At 56.0% G+C, this 22991-nt stretch carries 21 protein-coding genes and 1 tRNA gene; 7 read left to right on the top strand and 15 right to left on the bottom strand.

All coding sequences use genetic code 11. The features are described 5' to 3' along the window. Position 1 precedes the first annotated feature (1 nt). From AUQ41_RS03180 to AUQ41_RS03170, 3 genes are all read right to left on the bottom strand, one after another. The gene (locus AUQ41_RS03180; RefSeq protein WP_063086659.1) at positions 2 to 1120 is read right to left on the bottom strand and encodes a microcin C ABC transporter permease YejB; all 1119 of its coding nucleotides are present in this window, start codon (positions 1118 to 1120) and stop codon (positions 2 to 4) included. Between the two features lie 3 nt (positions 1121 to 1123). Continuing rightward, complete coding sequence (locus tag AUQ41_RS03175; RefSeq protein ID WP_063086850.1) at positions 1124 to 3019, bottom strand: extracellular solute-binding protein; 1896 nt, start codon at positions 3017 to 3019, stop codon at positions 1124 to 1126. 245 nt (positions 3020 to 3264) lie between these two features. Further along, positions 3265 to 4185 (bottom strand): LysR substrate-binding domain-containing protein, encoded by a 921-nt coding sequence (locus tag AUQ41_RS03170; RefSeq protein WP_063086657.1) that lies wholly within the window; start codon positions 4183 to 4185, stop codon positions 3265 to 3267. A 168-nt stretch (positions 4186 to 4353) separates the two neighbouring features. Here AUQ41_RS03170 and AUQ41_RS03165 point away from each other — a divergent pair, with 168 nt between their 5' ends. Next, positions 4354 to 4563 (top strand): DUF1127 domain-containing protein, encoded by a 210-nt coding sequence (locus AUQ41_RS03165; protein WP_063086655.1) that lies wholly within the window; start codon positions 4354 to 4356, stop codon positions 4561 to 4563. A gap of 244 nt (positions 4564 to 4807) precedes the next feature. On the opposite strand, the gene AUQ41_RS03160 is transcribed toward AUQ41_RS03165, so the two are convergent. The 3 genes from AUQ41_RS03160 to AUQ41_RS03150 all read right to left on the bottom strand — a co-directional run bounded on the left by AUQ41_RS03160 (position 4808) and on the right by AUQ41_RS03150 (position 7587). Beyond that, positions 4808 to 6085, bottom strand: coding sequence for a bifunctional 2-polyprenyl-6-hydroxyphenol methylase/3-demethylubiquinol 3-O-methyltransferase UbiG (locus tag AUQ41_RS03160; RefSeq protein WP_063086652.1), 1278 nt, complete (start codon positions 6083 to 6085; stop codon positions 4808 to 4810). Between the two features lie 76 nt (positions 6086 to 6161). Then, complete coding sequence (locus AUQ41_RS03155; RefSeq protein ID WP_063086650.1) at positions 6162 to 7154, bottom strand: NADPH:quinone oxidoreductase family protein; 993 nt, start codon at positions 7152 to 7154, stop codon at positions 6162 to 6164. 127 nt (positions 7155 to 7281) lie between these two features. Then, a complete protein-coding gene (locus tag AUQ41_RS03150) occupies positions 7282 to 7587 on the bottom strand; it encodes a hypothetical protein (RefSeq protein WP_063086648.1) in 306 nt (101 codons plus the stop codon). 348 nt (positions 7588 to 7935) lie between these two features. Between AUQ41_RS03150 and AUQ41_RS03145 the strand changes: the two genes are divergently transcribed. Further along, a tRNA-Ser gene (locus tag AUQ41_RS03145) sits at positions 7936 to 8025 on the top strand. A 149-nt stretch (positions 8026 to 8174) separates the two neighbouring features. Further along, positions 8175 to 8360: a hypothetical protein gene (locus tag AUQ41_RS03140; protein ID WP_232308294.1), complete on the top strand. Its 186-nt coding sequence runs from the start codon at positions 8175 to 8177 to the stop codon at positions 8358 to 8360. Between the two features lies 1 nt (position 8361). On the opposite strand, the gene AUQ41_RS03135 is transcribed toward AUQ41_RS03140, so the two are convergent. Continuing rightward, positions 8362 to 8868, bottom strand: a complete 507-nt coding sequence (locus AUQ41_RS03135) for a MarR family winged helix-turn-helix transcriptional regulator (protein WP_063086646.1) — start codon at positions 8866 to 8868, stop codon at positions 8362 to 8364. Between the two features lie 82 nt (positions 8869 to 8950). On the opposite strand from AUQ41_RS03135, the gene AUQ41_RS03130 reads away from it, so the two are divergent. Continuing rightward, on the top strand, positions 8951 to 9862 hold the full coding sequence (locus AUQ41_RS03130; protein WP_063086644.1) for an EamA family transporter: 912 nt from the start codon (positions 8951 to 8953) through the stop codon (positions 9860 to 9862). Positions 9863 to 9898: 36 nt separating this feature from the next. Beyond that, complete coding sequence (locus AUQ41_RS03125; protein ID WP_063086642.1) at positions 9899 to 10561, top strand: NAD(P)-dependent oxidoreductase; 663 nt, start codon at positions 9899 to 9901, stop codon at positions 10559 to 10561. Positions 10562 to 10639: 78 nt separating this feature from the next. Here the strand turns inward: AUQ41_RS03125 and AUQ41_RS03120 are convergent, their stop codons facing one another. The 7 genes from AUQ41_RS03120 to AUQ41_RS03090 form a co-directional block, all read right to left on the bottom strand. After that, the gene (locus tag AUQ41_RS03120) at positions 10640 to 11413 is read right to left on the bottom strand and encodes a pyrroline-5-carboxylate reductase (protein ID WP_063086640.1); all 774 of its coding nucleotides are present in this window, start codon (positions 11411 to 11413) and stop codon (positions 10640 to 10642) included. Continuing rightward, positions 11410 to 12006, bottom strand: a complete 597-nt coding sequence (gene thpR / locus AUQ41_RS03115) for an RNA 2',3'-cyclic phosphodiesterase (RefSeq protein WP_063086638.1) — start codon at positions 12004 to 12006, stop codon at positions 11410 to 11412. Before thpR ends, AUQ41_RS03120 begins: the two co-directional genes overlap by 4 nt. Positions 12007 to 12033: 27 nt before the next feature. Further along, the gene (locus AUQ41_RS03110) at positions 12034 to 12900 is read right to left on the bottom strand and encodes a pirin family protein (protein WP_063086636.1); all 867 of its coding nucleotides are present in this window, start codon (positions 12898 to 12900) and stop codon (positions 12034 to 12036) included. 103 nt (positions 12901 to 13003) lie between these two features. Continuing rightward, a complete protein-coding gene (locus AUQ41_RS03105) occupies positions 13004 to 14044 on the bottom strand; it encodes an NADP(H)-dependent aldo-keto reductase (RefSeq protein ID WP_063086634.1) in 1041 nt (346 codons plus the stop codon). A gap of 139 nt (positions 14045 to 14183) precedes the next feature. Then, a complete protein-coding gene (locus tag AUQ41_RS03100; protein ID WP_063086632.1) occupies positions 14184 to 15302 on the bottom strand; it encodes an FIST C-terminal domain-containing protein in 1119 nt (372 codons plus the stop codon). Between the two features lie 160 nt (positions 15303 to 15462). Continuing rightward, positions 15463 to 16167, bottom strand: a complete 705-nt coding sequence (locus AUQ41_RS03095; RefSeq protein WP_063086630.1) for a J domain-containing protein — start codon at positions 16165 to 16167, stop codon at positions 15463 to 15465. An 879-nt stretch (positions 16168 to 17046) separates the two neighbouring features. Beyond that, positions 17047 to 17772, bottom strand: coding sequence for an arylesterase (locus AUQ41_RS03090; protein WP_083952698.1), 726 nt, complete (start codon positions 17770 to 17772; stop codon positions 17047 to 17049). A gap of 168 nt (positions 17773 to 17940) precedes the next feature. Here AUQ41_RS03090 and AUQ41_RS03085 point away from each other — a divergent pair, with 168 nt between their 5' ends. Both AUQ41_RS03085 and AUQ41_RS03080 read left to right on the top strand, forming a co-directional pair. Next, a complete protein-coding gene (locus AUQ41_RS03085) occupies positions 17941 to 18687 on the top strand; it encodes an ABC transporter ATP-binding protein (protein ID WP_008888532.1) in 747 nt (248 codons plus the stop codon). Then, positions 18684 to 21242 (top strand): ABC transporter permease, encoded by a 2559-nt coding sequence (locus AUQ41_RS03080; protein WP_063086628.1) that lies wholly within the window; start codon positions 18684 to 18686, stop codon positions 21240 to 21242. Before AUQ41_RS03085 ends, AUQ41_RS03080 begins: the two co-directional genes overlap by 4 nt. 108 nt (positions 21243 to 21350) lie before the next feature. Here AUQ41_RS03080 and AUQ41_RS03075 read toward each other — a convergent pair whose 3' ends face one another. Next, on the bottom strand, positions 21351 to 22967 hold the full coding sequence (locus AUQ41_RS03075; protein WP_063086626.1) for an acyl-CoA synthetase: 1617 nt from the start codon (positions 22965 to 22967) through the stop codon (positions 21351 to 21353). Positions 22968 to 22991: the final 24 nt, after the last annotated feature.

Genomic DNA, 22991 nt, shown 5'->3' with positions numbered 1-22991 from the left:
ATCAATTCCCCCGCCCTTCGAAGTCGATCCGTGGATCGACCAGATGATAGCTGAGGTCACTGATCAGGTTCATGATCAGGCCAAACAGCGTGAAGAAATAAAGGGTTGCAAACATCACCGGATAGTCACGCGGCATCACCGCGTTAAAACCAAGCAGGCCCAGACCATCAAGCGAGAAGATCACCTCGATCAGGACCGAACCGGTAAACAGCATGCCAACCAGTGCACTGGGGAACCCGGCAATGATCAAAAGCATGGCGTTACGGAAAACGTGACCATAAAGCACACGCTTTTCCGTCAGGCCCTTGGCACGGGCAGTCACGACATATTGCTTGTTAATCTCATCAAGGAACGAGTTCTTGGTCAGCATGGTCAGCGTGGCAAAACCCGAAATCGTCAGCGCAATGATCGGCAAGGTCAGATGCCAGAAATAATCAACGATCTTGCCCCACAAGGACAGCTGTTCCCAATTTGACGATGTCAGCCCGCGTAACGGGAACCAGTCAAGATAGGCCCCACCGGCAAACACCACGATCAGCATGACGGCAAACAGGAAGCCGGGAATGGCAAAGCCGACAATGATCGCGGCTGATGACCAGATATCGAAGTTCGAGCCATCGCGCACCGCCTTGGTAATGCCAAGCGGGATCGAGATGATGTAAATGATCAGCGTTGACCAGATCCCCAGCGAGATCGAAACCGGCATCTTGTCGATCACGAGATCGACCACATCGCGATCCTGAAAATAGCTTTGGCCGAAATCGAAGGTCAGATAGTTCTTCATCATCATCCAGAAGCGTTCATGGGCCGGTTTGTCAAAACCGAACTGTACTTCGAGCTGTCTGATGACTTCGGGATCAAGCCCCTGCGCGCCGCGATAGTTGGATGTCGAGGAGAAGTTGTTACCCGATGCAGAGGATGAAGCAGTACTTCCACCGCCGCTATCGCCGCCCTGATTGGTGATGCGGGCGGTTGATGAAACAGCCGTTCCCTGAAGTTGGGCAATCACCTGTTCGACCGGGCCGCCGGGGGCGAACTGAATGATCGCGAAGTTCAACAACATGATGCCAAACAATGTGACCGGGATCAGAAGCAAACGCCGAATGATATAGTTCAGCATGGCCTAGAATCCCCCCATCTGCAGTTTGGTGGCCTTTTCCGGGTCAATCCACCAACGCATTATCGACATTCCCTTAAGCGGCACCGTGTCCGGGCGACCAAAGATGTTCCACCAGACCATGCGGTCCCCACCCAGATACCATTGCGGAATGACGTAATTCCCCCACAGAAGTACGCGATCCAGTGCGCGGGTCGCAGCCACCAGTTCTTCCCAGCTGTCGGCAGATGCAACATTTTCGATCATCGCATCGACCACCGGATCCTTGATGCCAGCAAAGTTGCGAGAACCGGGTTGATCGGCGGCATCCGAGCTCCAGAACACGCGCTGTTCGTTGCCCGGCGTCAGGGATTGCGTCCACCAGTGGGTGGTAACTTCGAAATCAAAGGCCTGAATACGATTGACCCACTGGCCGGTATCAATCAGGCGAATATCCATTTCTACACCAAGCTGTTTGAGGCGCGATTTGACCACCAGCGCGATCTTTTCAAGCCCCGGCTGGCGAATGATCAGTTCGAACCGGAACGGCTGCCCGGTTTCCTTGTTGACCAAAACCTTGTCGCGCACTTCCCAGCCCGCTTCGTTCAGAAGCGTCATGGATTCACGCAGGGCCTCGCGGCGGCCGTTCGGGGCATCAAAGTTTGGCAGCTTATAGGGTTCGGTGAACAACCTTTCGGGCAATTGATCGCGATAGGGTTCAAGCAGTGCCAGTTCAGCACCGGTCGGAATACCGGTCGCCGCCAGTTCGGAGTTGGCAAAGAAACTGTCGGTGCGGTGATAGGCCCCATAGAACATTGCACGATTAAGCCACTGGAAATCGAGCCCGTATTGCAGTGCGCGGCGCACGCGCTTATCGGCAAATAACGGATTGCGCGCATTCAGAACATAGGCCTGCATGCCTGTTGGCAAATGATCAGGCATGAATTCCTTCTGGATGTCACCACGCTGAACCGCAGGCGTGTCATAGGCTGTGTTCCAGTCACGTGATGAATGCTCGGACCGGATCATGTATTCGCCAGCCAGAAATGCCTGACGCTGCACTTCCATATCAAGATAGGTGTCATAGCGGATGGTATTGAAATTGTTCTGGCCGCGATTGACCGGAAGGTCGGCCGCCCAGTAATCCTTGACCCGCTCATAGGTGATGCGTCGGCCAGCTTCGATGCTGGCAACCTTATAGGCCCCACTGCCAACCGGAATTTCAAAGGTGGTTTTGGCGAAGTCCTTACCTTCCCAGAACTTTTTCGGCATGATCGAAATGCCCGCCACGGTCATCGGTGTTTCGCGATTGTTGCCCGGCTTGAAAGTGAATTTGACGGTCAGTTCGTCAATCACCTCGGCCCCTTCGATCTGGGAAAAATACTGGCGGTAAACGGGACTTCCCTTTTCGACCAGCACTTCATAGGAAAACACCACGTCTTCGGCGGTGATGTCGCTGCCGTCCTGGAAACGCGCACGCGGATCAAGATGGAAGATGGCATAGGACCGGTCGTCCGGCACCTCGATCGAATGGGCAATCAGGCCATACATGGCGTAGGGCTCGTCCGCGCTTGAAACCATCAGGCTGTCATAGATCAGACCAAGGCCCGCCGCCGGATTGCCCTTGAGCGTAAAGGGATTAAGCGTATCAAAGGCAACGATGGAGGATTGCACCAACGTGCCGCCCTTCGGCGCATCGGGATTCACATAATCAAAATGGTGGAAATCCGGTCCGTATTTCAGATCGCCATACAGCGAAATACCGTGTGAGCGGGTGGTCAGCGGTGCCAGATCGGTCTCGTCAACAGCCACCGTAGGAGCCGGGTTCATCACCGGCTTGTCACCATCTTGGGCATTTGCCTTATGTGAAGGCAGTGCGACCGAAAGCAGGGTCAGTGCACTGGCAAAAAGGATGGATGTCATGGCGCCCCCGCGCCGCTTCCTGCCCGGCATTGTCATGCTGGCTGCATACGAAATCATGTGATTGTCGTCTTTCCCTGATGCAAGCTGATCACTGTTCTATTATGTGGACTTAATCCATGCGGCGCAATCAACGGTCACTTCGCGATGCCCCCTGCCCGCGTTGTCTGTGAATGATGCCACACTAGAACCACCTGATAGTCACCGTTAAATCGTTCAATTTCAAGGCACCATCACGTGAGTTTGGTTTATCGGGCATCTTTTTGCGTCAGTTTTCGCCGCGCAGTTTCAAGCTTGATCTCTGACATCAACCAGTCACGGAACGCCTTGACCTTGCGCCGTTCCAGACGCCCGCGCGGATAACACAGCGAATAGGCATAAGGACTGTCGACCGGCAGATCAAACGGCACGGTCAGGCGATTGGTCACAACATATTCCCCGATCATGGCCGGATCGGACACCACAACACCAAAGCCACTTGCCGCGGCCTCCATCGCCATATCAAGGGTGGCAAAAACCGGCCCCTTGGTGCCATCCACCCCCTTGATACCGGTTCCTTCAAGCCAGATGCGCCAGTCTTCGCGCTGGGCCGAACAGTGTAGAAGCGTCACACCCGCCAAGTCTTCGGGGGTTTTGAGTTGCTTGGCCAGATCGGGGTGACAAACCGGCAACAGCCGTTCACCGGTCAGAAATTCGTGCACCAGCTGTTCGTTGCCATGATCGGCAAAGCGGATGGCGATATCGACCTCGTTGAAGTCAACCGACGCCAGATCATCGTTATAGGTGCCCAACTGGACCTGAAAATCGGGATATTCCATCTGAAACCGCCCGAGCCGCGGCACGATCCAGCGCATGGAAAATGTCAGTGGAGCCGAAACAGACAGATGGGTGTCATCGGCACGGTCTTCGACCTTGGAAACCGCGTCTTCGATGGCGTCAAAGGCCGGGGTGAGTGCTTCAAGAAGGTTGCGACCGGCGCGGGTCAACCGCAGGCTTCTGTGGTGGCGTTCAAAAAGCTGGCGACCCAGAACTTCTTCAAGATGCTGCACCTGTCGACTGACCGCGCCTTGGGTCACGTTAAGCTCATGTGACGCTTTGGTGAAACTTTCGAGACGTCCGGCCACTTCGAAGGCACGGAGCGCATTTAGCGGCAATGGACGGCGTTTCATGATAGTGACTTTGCATGATGAAAACTCATGCAATGATGACAAAAGGTGGTTTGAGCGCAAGTGTTTTTTCGGGTAACTCTGGGTTTAACGAGATTAGTACAGACGCATCGTGGATGCGCGGGCCGCTGAATCGCTGAGAGCAGGCCTGATTTAAAGAGGATTAGAATCATGGTTGCTATCACCAAAGAAGCTGGCGCATTTGTCGCCACCCGCCGTACCCACACTGCTACCAGCCTTCTGGACTTGGCGCGCACCTGGCTTAAACGCCACGACCTGCGTCAGAAGCTGGCCGACATGGACGCACACATGCTGCGCGATATCGGCTGGACCGTCTATGACGCAAAACGCGAAGCCGCCAAGCCGTTCTGGAAAGCTTAACCCGCGCGAAAGCGCACCAACTGAGTATTCTGTCATGCAGAACAACGTATCGCCGCTTCACAGCGCAATTACCTTCCCGCTTCAGGTTCTGATTGAAGCCCTGATGGACGCGTGGAAAGGCATCAGCCTTAAATAAGGCGTTGCACCCAAGATCCCTGAGCGCAATTCCAGCTCCCCCCGCTGGAAAGTGCGTATTTAAATGTCGGTCGCACCCCCTGTGACCGACATTTTTTTTTGCTTTGGGCTATGTCTTTTCGGGGTGGCGCAGATACATCAGGTTTGCGGCATTGAGTACCGAATACATCACGGCAAACTGGGCATTGAATTCGAACTTTTCCGGCTTGGGATCAAACAGTTCGTAGATTTCACCGATCGATCGTTTGCCATCAATCCGCGACAGGATCGCAGGCGATGCCGAGGGCATGGTGCGGGTCACCGAAAGGCCGGTAAAGGTGATCTTGATATTGCCGGTCTTGGCGACGGATCGGGCGAGTGCCGCACCATCGACACGGGTAAAGGTCGGGATCAGTTCCGGCGACGGGACTGGTGGTTTGACCTTGTTCTTGGCCTTGACGACATAAAAGGTGTGCTTGGTGATGTTGCCCGCCATCAGTTCGGCCAGGGCCGCGCGTTCGCGAAACGGTACGTGCATCGCCTTATCAAGCACATCATGGCGTGAACAATAGGTGGTCGGGTCGTAACGCATTGGTTCGATAAAGTTTTGCAGCCGCAGACCGGCCGCCTCGACAAAATCAAACACCTCGTCGACGCGATAGGCGCGGTCCTGTTGATGCAACAACAGGTCATAGAACCCGGCATCGCCGCCATGGATGTGATCCCCGACAAACGGGTTGCGTTTGAGCCAGTTGGTGCCGGGCAGTGAATTAAACAGGGCCTTGCCGAAATTCAGGCGCTTGGCCCCGCCGGCCTCGGCATTGAGGCGTTCCATCATTTCCTGCATGTGATAGACGCCCTGGCGGCCCAACTCGCCATAGACCATCAGGCCCATGCCACCATTGGGTTTCAGCGCATCGGCAAGTGCCTTGAGCCCGGCATCGGGATCAGGCAGGTGATGAAGCACCCCGCAGCAATCGATATAGTCAAACGGGCCGTACTCAGATGCCAGATCGACAAAGGATCCGGTCACAAACGTGACGTTCTTTTCCAAACTGCGGCGCTTGATGCGTGCCGCGGCAATGGCGCGCGAGCTTTCGGACAGATCGATATAGACGATCTCGGCCTTGGCCTTGCGGTCACGGGCCTGCTGGGCCAGCATGACCAACGCATCGCCAGTGCCACCGCCGGCAACGAGTATTTTGATTTTGCCACTTTTGGTCTGTGCCGATGGATCGCGCCCGCCAAAGACAAAATGCACGACCTCGTCCCAGTTGCCCGGTGATCCGGTGATCAGGCGTTTGTCCTCATCCTCGGGATTGCGGGCCGGATAGGGATAGGTTTCATACTGATCACGGGTCTTTGCAGAAGACTGGACGTGATCGGGCCTGTTTTTGTCGTCGGGCATTCGGCGATTTCCGGCAGAGAAGTGGTTGGGACGGGCTCATCCTATACCAGCAATGTGCGTATTGAAATCCGCCTATTTACCTGTTTGGACGGCAATCAATCACGAGCTTGCCGGTCGCCGTGCGTTCACGAATGGCCGTCAGGGCATCCATCGCATCTTCAAGACGATAAACCGCCGAGATCATCGTCCTGATCGCCCCGGATTTCAGGCGTTCCAGCAGCTCTGCCATGCCGGCTTGCGCGATATCGGGATTTTGTTCGAGATAGGCGCCGAAATAAAAACCGATTGCGGTGACATTCTTGACCAGCAGGATATTGGCCGGGATTTGCGGCACGATGCCGCTGGCAAAACCAATCAAAAGCATCCGCGCACCGGGCGCAACGCAGCGCAGGCTTTGATCAAAGACATCACCGCCAACCGGATCATAAACAACATCGACGCCTTTGGGCTGGCCAAGGCTTGCGGTGATTTCGCGCACCCGGTCGCGGATGTTTTCCGATTTATAATCAATGACATGATCCGCACCATGGTCGCGCGCGATCTGGCATTTGTCCGCGCCACCGGCCGTGGCAATCACGGTTGCGCCCAGAAGCTTGGCGCATTCGACAGCGGTCAGACCGACGCCACCAGCCGCCCCATGCACCAGAACGACCTCACCCGGTTTGACATCGGCGCGATACTTCAACGCAAACCAGCTTGTGCCATAGGCGATCTGAAAGGCTGCTGCGTTGTTGAAATCGACGCCATTCGGAAGGGGCATTACAAGGCGCCCGTCGGCCACGACCTGTTCGGCGTAACCGCCCCAATCGGGCATGGCCATGACGGCATCGCCGGGCTTGACATGACTGACACCATCGCCAACGGCACGCACCGTGCCGCTAACTTCAAAGCCGGGGGAAAAGGGGCCTTCGGGACGCTTTTGATATTTGCCCTGCAGGATCAGGGTATCAGCGAAATTGACCCCGCAGGCAGCTACATCGATCAGGACCTGACCGGGTTGGACGACCGGGTCCTGAGCATCCACCCATTGCGGTACTTCGCCAAATGCGTTGCACACCCATGCCTTCATCCCGGTATTCCTGCCTATTGTTGTCCTGACTATCGGCAGTGTGCCGACAGCTGTGAGCGCAGACAAGGCGACAAAGGGCTAAACCGGGCAACACCCGGTTAAGTGAAGAGCTCTGGCGAATGGAAGATCAGAAAATGCGCTGACGCTTGCGCTTGCGGGTCAGCAGAAGAAGGATGGCGGATGGCACAAACAAGACAACCAGGGCCGGTGCCAGCAGGATCGGCACAAAGATGGTGTCCCATACCCAAACGGAAATGTAGCGCTGGATCACGGATTGCAACAGGTTCAGGCTGCCGGTATCAAGGCGATACCAGAGCTCGCCGGCGGCGACCAGACGAAAACTTCCTGTTTGAAGCGCGGTAATGGAATCATCGACCAGCACAGCAATGCTGGCAAAAAGCAGTAACCATCCCAACGCCCGGAAAAACCACATTATCCGCTCCAAGCGACCTGTCAGGGTCGGTATATTAGAAAACTAAAATCACCCTAGGCGTTTGTTCGAACAGGGTAAATATCTTCGTATGTATAGCAATACATTACCCAAGAGTTGCAAACACCTGACGTCAAACCTTACGGATCAGACATCAACAAGAAGTAAAGATGATCATAAGTTGCAGTTTACCAAGGGTTTGCGGCGATTAAATGTCAGAAACACAGGCCATTTTACAGGCCAATCAGTGGGATTTGCGCAAAGTGAAAAAAGAGGCTGATTGGGCCTTGTCAAGCGCGGGCGTCTCGGCTAATGTCCGCCCGCTTTCGCGATATATCAAAGATCGCATGTGGAGAGGTGGCCGAGTGGTTTAAGGCGCACGCCTGGAAAGCGTGTTGGGGTGTAAGCCCCTCAGGGGTTCGAATCCCCTCCTCTCTGCCACTGACACAAAAAGCATTATTCCAAGACATACAGGCAAGATCAACCGGCATATATCCACGTGTCAGGTTCTGATTTGTCGCGTGTTTTGCACGGCTCCTGACAACAGGCTGTCAGGGCGTCTTGATCATAATGTGCTTTTGCAAGGAAGCATGATGATCAAATACCTTTATCCAGACGGCAGCCACTGTTACCGCGCCGTGCATACAGCACACGCGGTCTTTCGTAATGCGGATGGCAAGCTGATCGCCCGCGCCGAAAAAGCGGACAGATCGGGCATGTATGAGTTTGAAATCGCAGGCTTTGAGCTTTTAAGCCCGGGGATCGTTTATGACTGACCTAGCTGTCTTCTGAATTTTCGGCAGAATTCATTGCCGCCAGCCATTTGCGCAAAAGACCATCAAGCTGTTCGAGTTCCTTTGCACTTAGTGCTTCGAGCATCTGATGCTGGTTGGCGACATGCTCGGTAACGGCAGCATCAATCAGCTCAAACCCCTTGTCCGTCAGGGCGATGACAAAGCCGCGCCCGTCTTCCGGGTTGCGTTGGCGGGTGATCAGCCCGGCCTTTTCCAACCGATCAAGACGGTTGGTCATGGTGCCCGATGTCACCATGGTCCAGTCAATGAGCTCCGACGGGCTCAGCGCATAGGGCGGGCCGGACCGGCGCAGTGTTGCCAGAACGTCAAAACTTGCCAGCGACAGATCGTATTTTTTGAAAACACGTTCATGTGCAGCACTCAGATGGCTGCGCAGTCGTCCTATCCGGCCAATGACGCCCATTTGGGTGACATCAAGGTCGGGTCTTTCACGGCGCCACTGCGCAAGAATGCGGTCAACTTTATCCATGGTTCGGATTCTTTTCAGAATTTTATCTTGACGTCAAGATTTCTGAATATATCTTGATGTCAAGATAAATGGAGATGCCACCATGAACCGAACAACCGATTTATGCCTGACTGCTCTTGCCCCGATCATTTGGGGCAGCAGCTATATCGTCACCACGGAAATGCTGCCCGATGGCTACCCGCTGACCGTCGCCCTTCTGCGCGCCCTGCCGGCCGGATTGATCCTGTTGCTTGTTGTGCGGCGATTGCCGCCTGCTGGCTGGCGCGGACGGGTGTTTATTCTGGGCGCGCTGAACTTTGCTGTTTTCTGGTCAATGCTGTTTGTCGCGGCCTATCGCCTGCCCGGCGGGGTGGCGGCAACACTTGGCGCGATCCAGCCGTTGCTGGTGCTGTTTTTGGCGCGCTTTGCGCTGGGATCCGGGATTACGATGCTGGGCATTATTGCCGCCATTTCCGGATTGATCGGGGTCGCAATGCTTGTGCTTGGCCCGACCAGCAGCCTTGATCCGATTGGCATTGCCGCCGCCCTTTTCGGTGCCGCATCCATGGCGGCTGGTACGGTGATGACCCGCAAATGGCAGCCGCCGGTATCCCCACTGACATTTACCGCCTGGCAATTGACCGCTGGCGGGATCCTTATGATCCCGGTAGCCCTGATCCTTGAGCCCGGCTTCCCGGTCCCGACCGTAACCAATCTGGCTGGTCTGGTGTGGCTCGGTCTGATCGGGGCGGCCCTAACCTATTACCTGTGGTTCCGGGGCATTGCGCGCCTTGGCCCGACGACGGTGACAAGCTTTGGCTTTTTAAGCCCGACCAGTGCGGTTTTGCTCGGCTGGATCATTCTGGGCGAGGCCCTGAGCCCGCTTCAGATGATTGGTGTGATTGTTGTACTGGCCAGCATCTGGCTGGGTCAGCGGGCAGCGTGTCCTGCGCCTGCACCAGTGGCTGAACCAGCACCAGCCGCGATCAACGACCCCGCCCCGCGCACGACATAAAAACAAAACACCCCACAGATATAAAGGAAACGTCCAATGAAGATTGTTCTGTTTGGTGCCACCGGTGATGTCGGTACCGCCACCCTGCACGAAGCCCTAAAACGCGGCCATAGCGTCACCGCGATTGCGCGTAATATCCACAAACTGGCCGATGTGCCAGACAGCGTCGCGCGCGAAAGCGTTGATGTGCTGGCCAAGCCGCACCGCGTTGCCGAGCTGATGGCAAGCCATGACGTGGCGGTCAGCGCACTTCGCCCGATCAGCGGATCAGAAAGTTTGCTGGTTGAGATGAGCCGGGTGTTGCTGGATGCGGCGCGTAAAACAAAAGCCCCGATTTACCTGACCGGTGGGGCCGCGACCCTGAAACTGGCCGATGACAGCGGGCATACGGTCCTGAGTGCGCCGGACTTCCTGCCCGATGCCGTCCGCCCGATTGCCGAGGCCTGTGCGAAGCAGGATGCGCTGTTTGATCAGTATGACGATGTGCAATGGACCTGCCTGCGCCCGCCGGCAATGCTGATCGAGGGGCCACTGACCGGGCAATATGTGCGCGGCACCGATACGCTGATCCCCGATCACGACGGGGTTGCCCGGATTTCCTATGCCGATTTCGGTTATGCCATGGTTGATCTGATTGAAGCGGGCAATGGCGGTCAGCAACGCCTGACGGTGGGATATCAGAACAGGGCGGCGGCCTGAGAGCTCAGCACATATTATATAAACAACAGAAAAACGGGCGGCCTTGTTGGTCGCCCGTTTTGCGTTGCCTGATGTTGTTTACGCAGAGGCCTTGATCCGGGCAAAGACTTCATCAAGGGCGGTATGAAGCGCATCTGTGCCCTTTTCGCGGATGAAGGTTTGCGCGACCTGTTCGTTCAGGCCACCGGCGGTGATGTGGCCTTCATAAAGATCGGCAAAGCTTTGATCGGGGGATTTGTCGGTGTTCCCGGCAAGGCCGGAAAACAGCGCGGCAAGGTAGCGCCTGGCATCGGCATAGTCGGATCCCTGTTTGACCATCCATTGTGCTGCACTTTCAAGCACGGTGAAATAGGTCGCCATCAGGGCACTGCCCGTCGCGTAGCCATCAAAGGCATCGATGGTTTCGGCCGCCACCGCCCCGCCCAACTTTTCAAACAGGGCCATGACATCGGGCGAGCCGGGATAGACCGCCGTGACACAGGCATGATGTTCGACAGGTGGCAGGGGAATGGCGCGATCACATTGCGCGTTGGTGCCAAGCCAGACTTTGAGATCAGAAATCGGGATGGTGGCGATCAGACTGACAATCTGTTTGTCGTCAGGCACGCGAAGGGCGGACAGCACATCACCGGCAATCTGCGGCAGAACAGCGAGAAAGATCATATCGGTTTGGTCAATGATCGCCTGATTGTCGTCTTCGACCCGAACCCGGTCAAAGTCGGTGGCGAGCTTTGCCGAGATATGTTCGCTTCGGCGTGAAACGATGATTTCATCTACGCGATAGTCAGATGTCAAAAGACCACGAATGACCGCATCGCTGATCGCACCGGTTCCGATAAAGCCAAGTTTCATTGAAAATCCTCTGTGACAAAGGCGTCAGTCAGGTCCGGCTCCTTGATCGGGCCGTCCTTGCCATCATAGGCGGCGATCACGCGAAATTCGGGACCATCCGCAGTTGCGTGGCTTTCATACAAACAGAAACGATCAACGGTGAACACCCGTGATGACAGATCGCCATGATCGACAATCGCCTGTTCGATGGACGCGCGCGCGGCATCGCGGTTACGCCCCAGTGTGATATGCGGGGTGAATTTGCGCATATCCATATCGGGGCATTCATCAAGCGCAAGAAGCGCATTTTCCACCCGATTGGCAAGCGTGCGCAAAGCTGGTTGATCCTTTACCCCGGCCCAGAAAATGCGGACCTTGCGGTTGGATGCAAACATATCAAGGCCCGATACCTGCAAATCAAAGGGTTCGAACACCACTTGTGACAGGGCCCGATCAATCTCGCTGGCAAGGCCGGGATCGACATTGCCGATGAATTTCAGCGTGATGTGCATGTTTTCCGGGGTCTGGGCATCAAGCCCCTTGATCGCACGCCCCAGCGGATAAAGGTCGGTCGCAATATCGTGGGGAATTTCCACACCAACAAACAAACGCATGTCTTCAATCCAATTCTGATGCGGTAATTAGCCGGTCGAACGTTCAGGCAGCGGCAAAGCATCGTCTTCGCCGTCAATTTGCGGGAACTTGCCTGCCGCCCAGTCGGATTTGGCGGCTTCGATCCGTTCCTTGGTGCTGGCGACAAAGTTCCACCAGATATAGCGCCGACCAACAGGCAAGCCGCCCAGCAACATCACCCGGCAACCGGTTTTGGCAACGATATCGGGGATTTCTTCTGGCGCGACATAGATAAAGCTTTCAGGCTTATAGCTTTCGCCGTCAATCAGAAGCGTGCCCGAGACGACATAAATCGCCCCTTCCTGATTTTCGCCGGGCAGAAGAAGCTGCGCGCCTTCGTCCATTTCGACATCAAGGTAATAAAGCTTGGATTTTACCGGAACGGGGGCGGTTTTGCCAAAGGCCTCACCGGCGATCAGGCGCATGTGCAGCCCGGCATCCTCAATCACCGGCAGGTCATTTTTGGGCACGTGATAAAAGGCGGGATCTGATTCCTCTGCCTCATCAGGCAGCGCGACCCAAAGCTGCAGGCCATCGAGTTCATGAACGGAATTGCGGACCGCATCGGTTTCGCGTTCGGAATGGGTAATGCCGCGCCCGGCACTCATCCAATTGAGATCGCCCGGCGTGATTTCAAGGTCGCTGCCCAAACTGTCGCGATGCAGGATCGCACCCTTGAACAGGTAGGTTACGGTCGCGAGACACGTATGGGGATGCGGCGGCACGTCAATGCCCTGACCGGATTGGAATTCCACCGGCCCCATATGATCGAAGAATACGAACGGACCGACGGAACGCACATCGCGATGGGGTAAAACGCGACGGACAGAAATACCCCCCAGATCGGATTCCTTGCCAAAGATCAGCTTAACCATATGTCGCCTCCGTTCTGGTGGTGGGAAAAGCGGCGGGATAAACCGCCGCCTTTCATAAGTCCCCAGTCAAATTCTGTACTCAAAATCTGACCATCCTGTGACCTTACGGGCAGGGATAGGTGTAGACCTGATGGATGTTTTCGATTTCTTCGAGAACGCTGTCCGACAGGGTGATGTTGGCCGAGCCGATATTGGATTTCAGCTGTTCCATGCTGGTCGCGCCGATGATGTTGGACGTCAGGAACGGGCGCGAATTGACATAGGCCAGCGCCATCTGGGCCGGATCAAGACCATTGTCCTTGGCAAGCTTCACATAGGCTTCGGTTGCCTTGACGCCGTTTTCGGTCAGATAGCGACCAAAATATTGCGGCCATTTGGTCACGCGGGTGCCATCCGGGCGCGCACCGCCAAGATACTTGCCCGACAGCGCTCCGCCGCCCAGCGGCGAATAGGCGAGAAGACCGGCATCTTCGCGGATCGAACATTCCGCCAGACCGACTTCATATTGCCGGGTCAGAAGGCTATAGGGGTTCTGAACCGAGACAACGCGCGGCCAGCCGTTCTTTTCGGCCAGCTCAAGGAACTTCATCAGGCCCCACGGGCTTTCATTCGAAAGGCCGATATGGCGAACCTTGCCGGCCTTGACCAGCTCATCCAGTGCTTCGAGGCTTTCCTCGATCGGGGTGAATTCCTCGTCCGGCTCGTGGGTGTAGCCGAGCTTGGAGAAGAAGTTGGAATTCCGATCCGGCCAGTGAAGCTGATAAAGATCGACATAATCGGTTTTAAGACGACCAAGTGAAGCGTCAATCGCCTCAAAGATCTGCCCGCGGGTCAGACGCGGCCCGCCACGCACATACGGGAAACGATCCGCCGGACCGACAATCTTGGTGGCGATCACCAGATCATCGCGTTTTCCGCGCTTTTCAAGCCAGTTGCCGATGATGGTTTCGGTCGCGGTAAAGGTCTCTTCCATCGCCGGGACCGGATACATTTCGGCGGTGTCGATGAAATTGACTTCGTTGGCAGTGGCGTAATCAAGCTGTTCAAAAGCTTCTTCCTGGGTGTTCTGCTGGCCCCAGGTCATGGTGCCAAGGCAGATGACGCTGACATCAATGTCTGTACGCCCCAGTCGACGATATTCCATATGAAATTCCCCTGTCTTATGCCGCCCGCACTGTTGGAGCGGGGCGACACATGATTTTGCAATGGTATGAATATATCCGCTTGGCCGCGCGATGAAACCGTTTGCGGGCAAATTTCTTATGATTTGAAAATTCGCGGTCTTAGATAAACAGGGTCAAAACCCCGGTATAGCCGTAGAACCGGTCATTGCAGATTTCGCCATTGCCGTAAAAACCGGTCAGTGGCAAATCACCCAATTCATCACGGATGATCATCATTTCGCGGCTTTCGGTGCCAAAAAGATGCGGGCCACGGGCGACACAGCTGCAATAAAGCGCCCCGCGCGGTTTGCCCGGTAGACGTTTTTGCAAATCAGCCAGCATGCGACGCAAATCCTGTTCGGCGGCGGCACCGTCACGGCGGACAAAACGAATGGCATCGCCCGCCTGCACATCGCCACTGATCGCGATCATGTTGTTATGGGGATCAATCCCCATCAGATTACGCACGACAAAGTCGCCGGTATCGGACCCCGGCACCATCAGGGCCGCATGATAGCGCCCGGATGCCATGGATTGTTCGCCGCCATCTGCTTCGAGTTCTTGTTTAAGCACATCAAGGGCGGGGCGATCATCAAGGGTGGAGATGATGCCTTCTCGTCCCTCGGTCACGCGGTGGACCGGGCCGATTGGCGTGCAGGCCTGACTGATGCCGACCTGAACACTGGTTTTGCCATCAAACAAAACACCCGAAAGGCCACCATTAACCACCCGGTCGGCAATCTGCGGCGCGCCGCGTTCCCCCGATGCGATGCCGCCAACCAGATAGGTCGAGCCCAGCCGTGCCAGTTCGGCCAGCTGACTAAGACTTTCGGGGGCAGCGGGATCGCCATGAACAAGGCCAAAGATCGGTTGCAAGCGATCAATCGCGCTTTGCAGATCGCGTGCATCCAGATCGGCCTCGGTCTTGAGCGGCTCAAAGATGTGGAATTCATCACGGGCAAACGGGGCCACCATGACAGAGGCCGCCGGAACACCGAAATAGGCCCGGCCCGATCCGCAGACGCCAACGCCGGAGGTTCCGATCCAGTGTTCAATCGACAGGCGGGAACGCAGGAAGGTCAGGATACTGCCGAGGTCATCGGCCAGCGGTTCGGAGACATATAAAAAAGCCAGCCCCTGTTTGGGCAGTGGTTCTTTTTCGAGAAGTTCTGCAAGCTCGGATGCGACCGAGGCCCAGTTTTCGCCGCTGGCATGTGCCGCCCGAAATTCCGCCGTCATGCTGTCTCCCGTTGCTGACTGGTCAGGGTGCCCGGGTCTTGTGCCCGGTCGATAACCAGAAATCTGATGCTTACATCCAAGCCCAGTTACATCTAAGCATTGGGCTACCCCTTCGACAAGGGCTTGGGCGGCGGTTCGTGATCCGGATCGAAACAACCAATCAGGAAACGTGTTTGCGCAGGATCTCCATCGCGGCATTAAGCTGCGTCATGCGCTGATGTGAGCCGTAATTGCTGTCGGGGTGGTGGATGGCGGCCAGAACGCGGTATTTGGCACGGATGGCGCGCAAATCGGGCCGCGCACTTGGCGCAAAGCCCATGACATGCAGGGCCTCGTTAAAGGTGGTGACGCCGCGATCGAGCGGATCAAAGGCAAGGTTATCAACAATCTGGCGCAGACGTTCGAGTTCTTCACGCGATTGCAGAAGTTCCACGGGTGGCTCTGCCTGACGTTTTTTAAGTGCACGGGCTTCTTCAAGGGCGGCACGTTCGGCGGCGAGGACATCGGATTTCTCAACCCGCATATTGACATCACCCGCGTCGAAATCGATCGCCATTTGCAGTGCCTTGCGCACGGTGATCACCGAAAATCCGGGTGGCAGGCGCAGTTGCAGCCGGGGTTTGCGCCGCCAAGGGCGCCCCTCGGCCGGGCCGGACTTCAAGACTATGGTTTCGCGATCCCCCTTGGGCGAGTCGCCGGGGTCCTGATAATCCTCAATCGCCTTTTCGGGCACAATCAACATGACCGACCGCGCCAGATCGGCGGCATTCACCCCGCGCCGTTCTGCCAGTTGCAGCACAGCGTCACGAAAGATCGAAGAACAGGGAATGGTGTAGGACTGTTTGACGGTGGAAGAAGACGACACTGAACAATCCCTTTAAGGCATTGAAGTATTTAACTTAAATCTGAAACCCCCGGACACCGAAAGCGCAGATCAAACGCGCCTTTGCACCCGATAACAAGAAGTGTATCGACGGATTTAGCCCCCTGCAACTGCATTTGCAGTCAAAATCGAATCGCTTCCGATTCATTCACAGGCCTATCGGCGACTCGTTGGGAATCCATGGAGTCCCCGGAAAAACGCCAACACATTGATATGACGGGATATTTGTTTGAAGGCGTGCATTTCAGGCACCCAGGACACCTGTTTGGTTTCCCAAGAGTTATCCACAGGTCATAAATGTCGCCTGATTTCGGGAAATTTGATTAAGTTATTGATATTATGTGATTTATCACATTGTGCACTTGCGATACCCCAGCCCTGCCGGAAAGGCAAAAAGGATCAGAAACCCGATAATTGGATAACAGCCTAGGAAGAGATGTTTTGAAAAAACAACATACGCAGTAGCAGAAACGCTGTTCGAAACAGAACCGAAAGTAAATGAGGTGTTAATTTTACACCAAACCGCGTGTTTTGGTCCTCAAATGAGGGTTTTCAGGCGAAAATCACGGTGTTCGCAACACACTCGGAACTCTATTAACTTATTGATTTATATTATATATTTGTCTTTTTGTCGCGTTGGCTTCACCTTCTGAAGATCCGGCGGCTTAATCATTTCGGGTTGTTGACGTTTTCTATCTACATACGTAGTTTTTTGCGCTTCACAAGCGTCGAAATTGCGCCAATCTGTGCCTTTGTGAAATTTTATAACCTGTCGGGACGCGCACAAGCCCTTGGAAAACCGACGGTTTTGCCCCCCAGATCATAAAGCGTCCGGCATATACCCATGCAGATGCTTCGCGCTTAGCTGGCGTCTGAGGTTTGCAGCAGGTCGACGACGTCAGGCAGGATGCGCTTGACGATCACGTCCACGCCATCGGCATTAGGATGCATCCCGTCATCCTGATTAAGCTCCGGCTCGGCGGCGACGCCTTCAAGGAAAAACGGATACAAATCAACCTGATAGCGGCTGGCGAGATCGGGATAGATGCTGTTGAATTCATCGCCGTAGGCCGTCCCCATGTTGGGCGGGGCCATCATACCGGCCAGCAGAACATCGACATCCATGCCGCGCAGCTTTTCAAGGATTTCTGCCAGGTTTTCACGGGTCTGGGATGGCTCCATGCCGCGCAGCGCATCATTGGCACCAAGTTCGAGCAACACCGCATCGGGTTTCTCAACCAGCGCCCAGTCGAGACGCGCCAGTCCGGCTGCCGTGGTATCGCCCGAGACGGAGCTATTGATCACCCGGACATCGTGGCCTGCTTCCTTAAGAGCCGCTTCAAGCTTCGGCGCGAAACCGTTTTCATGATCAAGGCCATAGCCCGCCATCAGGCTATCGCCAAATAAAACAAGGGTTTTTGGCGTCTGGTCGCTATCCTGTGCCTTGGTTTCATGGGCAAACCCGGCCACTCCAAGGGTTGCAAGGGCAAGCGTGGCAAGGGCCAAACCGGCGGATTTGCGAAAGCGTGATACCAACTTATGCGTGAACTTGATTACAGTGCGACCTTGCCCAAACGCCAAATTCATTACAAATCTCACCTTTACATGCTGCGAACTTGCCGGAGCGGTTTCCGACCGTTTACCCTTAAAGAAGTTATTCAGATCAAAAGAAGTCTGAACCAGAAACGTCCTGATCCGTAAGCTTATGTAGCCTGCTTTGTTGATCTTGCAACGGACAACCCGATAGGACCCGAAATGAGTGTGACCGAAACCACCACGATACCGGAACAAAATGTCGCCGCGTCTGGTGAAGCGCCAAAACAGACAATTGATGTGCAAAACCTGAAGCTGCGGCTGCAGGGTCCGGCCGGGATTGTCGAGATCCTTAAAGGGGTTGATCTTGCGATTGGTGCGGGCGAGCGCGTCTCGCTTGTCGGTCCGTCGGGGTCCGGCAAGACATCGCTTTTGATGGTGATCGCCGGGCTGGAACAAGCCCAGGAAGGTGTGGTGAAGGTCTGCGGCAAGGACCTTCGCGCCCTTGATGAAGATGGCTTGGCGCTTTATCGCCGCCATCATGTCGGCATCGTGTTTCAGGACTTTCACCTGATCCCGACCATGAGCGCGCTGGAAAACGTTGCGCTTCCGATGGAGTTCGCCGGGCGTGCAGATGCCTTTGAAAAGGCACGCGAAGAATTGGAACTTGTCGGGCTGGGTCACCGCACAGATCACTATCCCGGACAGCTATCAGGCGGGGAGCAGCAGCGCGTTGCGCTTGCACGTGCGCTTGCGACCGATCCGGAGCTTTTGCTGGCCGATGAGCCGACCGGCAACCTTGATGGCACGACCGGTGAAACGATTATCGAATTGCTGTTTGACCTGACCAAACGGCGCGGCTCGACCCTGCTTTTGATTACCCATGATCCCGCCCTTGCCAAGCGGTGCGACCGCACCGTGATGCTGCGCGACGGCGAAATCGTTTCGCATCTGGAATCGCAGTCATGAGCACATCTGTTTCCCCCACTGACGGTGCGGACCGCCTTTGGTCCATTGCCTGGCGGGTCTGTCGGCGCGAGTTGCGCGGCGGGCTTTCGGGCTTTCGTATTTTTCTGGCGTGCCTTGCGCTTGGCGTCGGGTCGATTGCCGCTGTCGGAAACGTTTCGGAATCCGTTCTTTCGGCACTTGAGCGTGACGGGCGGAAGCTTTTGGGTGGCGATGTTGAACTGCGCCTGACCCATCAGGAAGCCACCGGTGATCAGATCGAGTGGTTAACCGCGAACACCGAACGTGTGGCCGAACTGGCGACCATGCGCACCACGGCCTATGGCCCGGACCAGCGCCGGTTGGTGGAGCTTAAGGCGGTTGATGATGCCTATCCGCTGTTTGGCGAGATGGAGCTTGCCGATGGGGTTCCCTTTGACGGGATCCTTGATCAGAAGGATGGCGTCTGGGGGGCTGTGACCGAGGCCGGATTGCTTGAACGGCTTCGCATCAATGTCGGGGATACGGTTGCCCTTGGCGATATTGATGTTCAGATCCGTGGCGTGATTGCGACCGAGCCTGACAAGGCGGTTGGCTTTTTCAACTTTGGCCCGCGCCTGATGGTGTCGATGGACGGATTGATGGACACCGGGCTGGTGCAGCCAGGCAGTCTGATCCGCTATTATTACGCATTGGATATCAATGATAATGAAACCCCGACCGCGTTTCGCGAACGGCTTGAAGAGCGGTTTGAAGATGCGGGCTGGCGCATACGCGATACGGCCAATGCCAACCCCGGCCTGAAGAGGTTTATCGAGCGCCTGACCCTGTTCCTGACGCTTGTTGGCCTTTCGGCGCTTCTGGTTGGCGGCATCGGGGTTGCCAATGCGGTGCGCAGCCATATCGAAAGCAAAACATCCGTCATCGCCACACTTAAATCCATCGGCGCATCGCATGGCTTAGTACTTCGGATTTACTTCCTGCAGATCCTTGTTCTGGCCCTGATCGGGATTGCCATCGGGCTTTTGATCGGTGCGGTGACACCGGCGTTGATTGCGCCGCTCCTCTCCGGGCGCCTGCCGATTGATGTGACGCTGGGTCCGGCATTGCCATCCTTGATCATTGCAACAAGCTTTGGCGTTTTGACCACCTTGGTGTTTGCGCTGCCATCCTTGTTGCGCGCACGTGAAATTCCGGCAGCACGATTGTTCCGTGCCAGTGCCGGCCTGTTTAGCAGCAGTCCGGTGCGCAAGCGTGACCTGCCCTATATCGGGGTGCCGCTGGTACTGTTGCTGATCCTCACAGTGCTGACCGCGACCGACAAGGCGATTGCGCTTGGCTTTATTGGCGGGTCGGCAGCGGCCGTGGTGATTTTCACCTTTGCAGGACAGGGCATCGTATCCCTTTCGAAACGGTTGATTACGGGTCGCAGTGCCTTTTCAAGACTGGCGCTGGCCAACCTGCATCGTCCGGGCGCAAGTACCGTGCCGGTCGCATTGTCGCTTGGGCTGGGCCTCACACTTCTGGTGACGATTTCTGGGATCGAGGGCAACCTTGATAACGAGATCAACGAGAACCTGCCGGACTCTGCCCCGGCCTTCTTCTTCCTTGATATTCGCCCTGATCAGATCGAGCAGTTCCGAGGTCAGCTTCTGGCACAGGACAACGTTTCGGATATCGAACAAACACCAATGCTGCGGGGGCGGGTAACGGCGGTCGATGGCGTTAATTCCAACGATGTCGGGCCGGGTGATGATCGCTGGTTCCTGCGCGGGGACCGCGGACTTACCTTTGCCGCCACCCCGCCGCCCGAAACCAAACTGGTCCGCGGCGAATGGTGGCCAGCCGATTACAATGATGCGTCCAAGCCACTGGTGTCGATCAGTGCGGATATCGGTAATGCGTTTGATCTTGAACCGGGCGATACATTGACCGTCAATGTGCTGGGCCGCGATATCACGGCCGAGATCGCCAACTGGCGCGAGATTGAATGGCAAAGTCTTCGCATGAACTTCGCGATGGTGTTTTCACCGGGCCTGATCGACAAGGCGCCCTATAGCCTGATCGCGACTGCCCATATGCCGCGCGAAATGGAAGAACCGGTTGATCGCATGATCGGCATGGACTTCCCGAATGTGTCGGCCATCCGGGTGCGTGAAGCGCTTGAAGCGGCCAATGCCATTCTGGCGGGGATCGGAACGGCGCTTAACGCGACCAGCATGATCGCGATTGTGGCAGGCGTGCTTGTCCTTGGCGGGGCGGTTGCGGCCGGTCGGCGCAAGCGCATTTATGACGCCGTGGTGCTCAAGACCCTTGGCGCAACCCGAGCCAACATCCTTTATGCCTATGCGCTGGAATACGGGATCCTTGGCCTTGCCACCGGGGTGATTGCGGCCGTCGTCGGTTCGGTTGCCGCCTGGTCGGTGCTGGTGCTGATCATGGAAGCCAACTGGGTTCTTCTGCCGATGACCATTCTGGGTCCGATTGCGATTGGCCTGTTTGCCACGCTGGCGGCGGGCTTTATCGGCACATGGCAGGCCTTGCGCAGCCCGGCAGCACCGTTGTTGCGCAACGAGTAAGCCCTCAGCAACCAGAAATCTCAAACAGACAAGGCCGGATCCTGATGGACCCGGCCTTGTTTTTTGCAAAAACCGTTTCGAAAACGATCTGAATTCACTGATTGAGGATCAGGCGATGTCGCGGAGCGCCCGCCTGACGACCTTGCCGGTGGTTGTCATCGGCAATTGATCAAGGAAGGCGATCTCGCGCGGATATTCGTGTGCGGCCAGACGGGTTTTAACGAAGTCCTTGATTTCGCTTTCCAGCGCCGGGCTTTGGGCAAAGCCATCAGCCAAGACAACAAAGGCTTTTACGATCTGGCCGCGCTGTTCATCGGGTTTGCCAATCACACCTGCCATGCGCACAGCCGGATGGCCAATCAGGCAATCCTCGATCTCGCCCGGGCCGATGCGATATCCGGCCGAGCTGATCAGATCATCGTCACGCCCGACAAAGCGGATATAGCCATCAGCATCGACACAGCCCATATCGCCGGTCAAAAGCCATTCACCGACAAACTTGTCACGGGTGGCCTCGGGATTGCGCCAGTATTCAAGGAACATCACCGGATCGGGCGCACGCACAGCAATGCGGCCCATTTCACCGGGTTCAAGAACCTTGCCGCTCAGATCAATCACCGCGACATCGTGGCCGGGCACTGGACGGCCCATCACACCGGGTTTGGGTTCCATGATCGACTGACAGGAACTGACCACCATGTTGCATTCGGTCTGGCCATAGAACTCGTTGATGGTGAGGCCAAACACCCGTCGCCCCCAATCAAGAAGTTCCGCACCCAATGTTTCGCCACCGCTTGCAATGGAGCGGAGTTTAAAATTGAACCTTTGCGCCATATCATCGCCAGCGGCCCGCATCATCTTGAGTGCTGTTGGCGGCAGGAAGGTATTGCGCACACCATATTCGGCCATCAGGCGAAAGGCATCCTCGGGCGTGAATTTTTCAAACCGGTGGGCGACGACTGGTACCCCGTGATGCCAGGCAGGCAACAGGACATCAAGAAGCCCGCCAATCCAGGCCCAGTCGGCGGGGGTCCACATGACATCCCCGTCTTCGGGGAAGAAATCATGCGACATTTCAACACCGGGCAAATGGCCAAGCAATACCCGGTGCGCATGCAGCGCGCCTTTTGGCTGGCCGGTGGTGCCGGATGTGTAAATGATCAGGGCCGGCTCATCGGCACGGGTATTGACCGGCTCAAACTCGTCACTGGCTTCTGACGACAGGGCCTTGAAATCAAAACATTGATCAGGCGCGCCATCAATCACATAGACATATTCAAGGGCCGGCAGAAGATCGCGGATTTCAGCAATCTTGGCCGCCCCTTCGCGGTCTGTCACCAAGGCCTTGGCCGCGCAGTTACCCAGCCGGTATTCCAGCGCATCGACCCCAAACAACGTAAAGAGCGGCACGGCAATGCCGCCCATTTTATAGGTCGCAACGTGGGCAATCGCCGTTTCCGGGCTTTGTGGCAAAAGAATCCCGACCCGGTCACCGCGCCTGATGCCATGACGGCGCATGACATTGGCAAAGCGGTTCGACAGGCGTTTGATCTGTGCAAATGTGTAGTCGCGGCGCGACCCATCACGCCGACGATGCATCAATGCCAAACGATCCGGGTCATCTGCCCATTTGTCACAAACATCGACACCGATATTAAAGTGGGTTGGCACGTTCCAGGCAAAGCGTGAACGTACCGCCGCATAGTCTGAACGACTGCCCAGCATGTTTCCTCCCTGAATTCGCCGCTG

Source organism: Thalassospira sp. MCCC 1A02898 (assembly GCF_001618185.1).
Lineage (GTDB): Bacteria > Pseudomonadota > Alphaproteobacteria > Rhodospirillales > Thalassospiraceae > Thalassospira > Thalassospira tepidiphila.
Note: the sequence above shows the minus strand (reverse complement) of the source record. Positions and strands in the feature narration are given on the sequence as shown.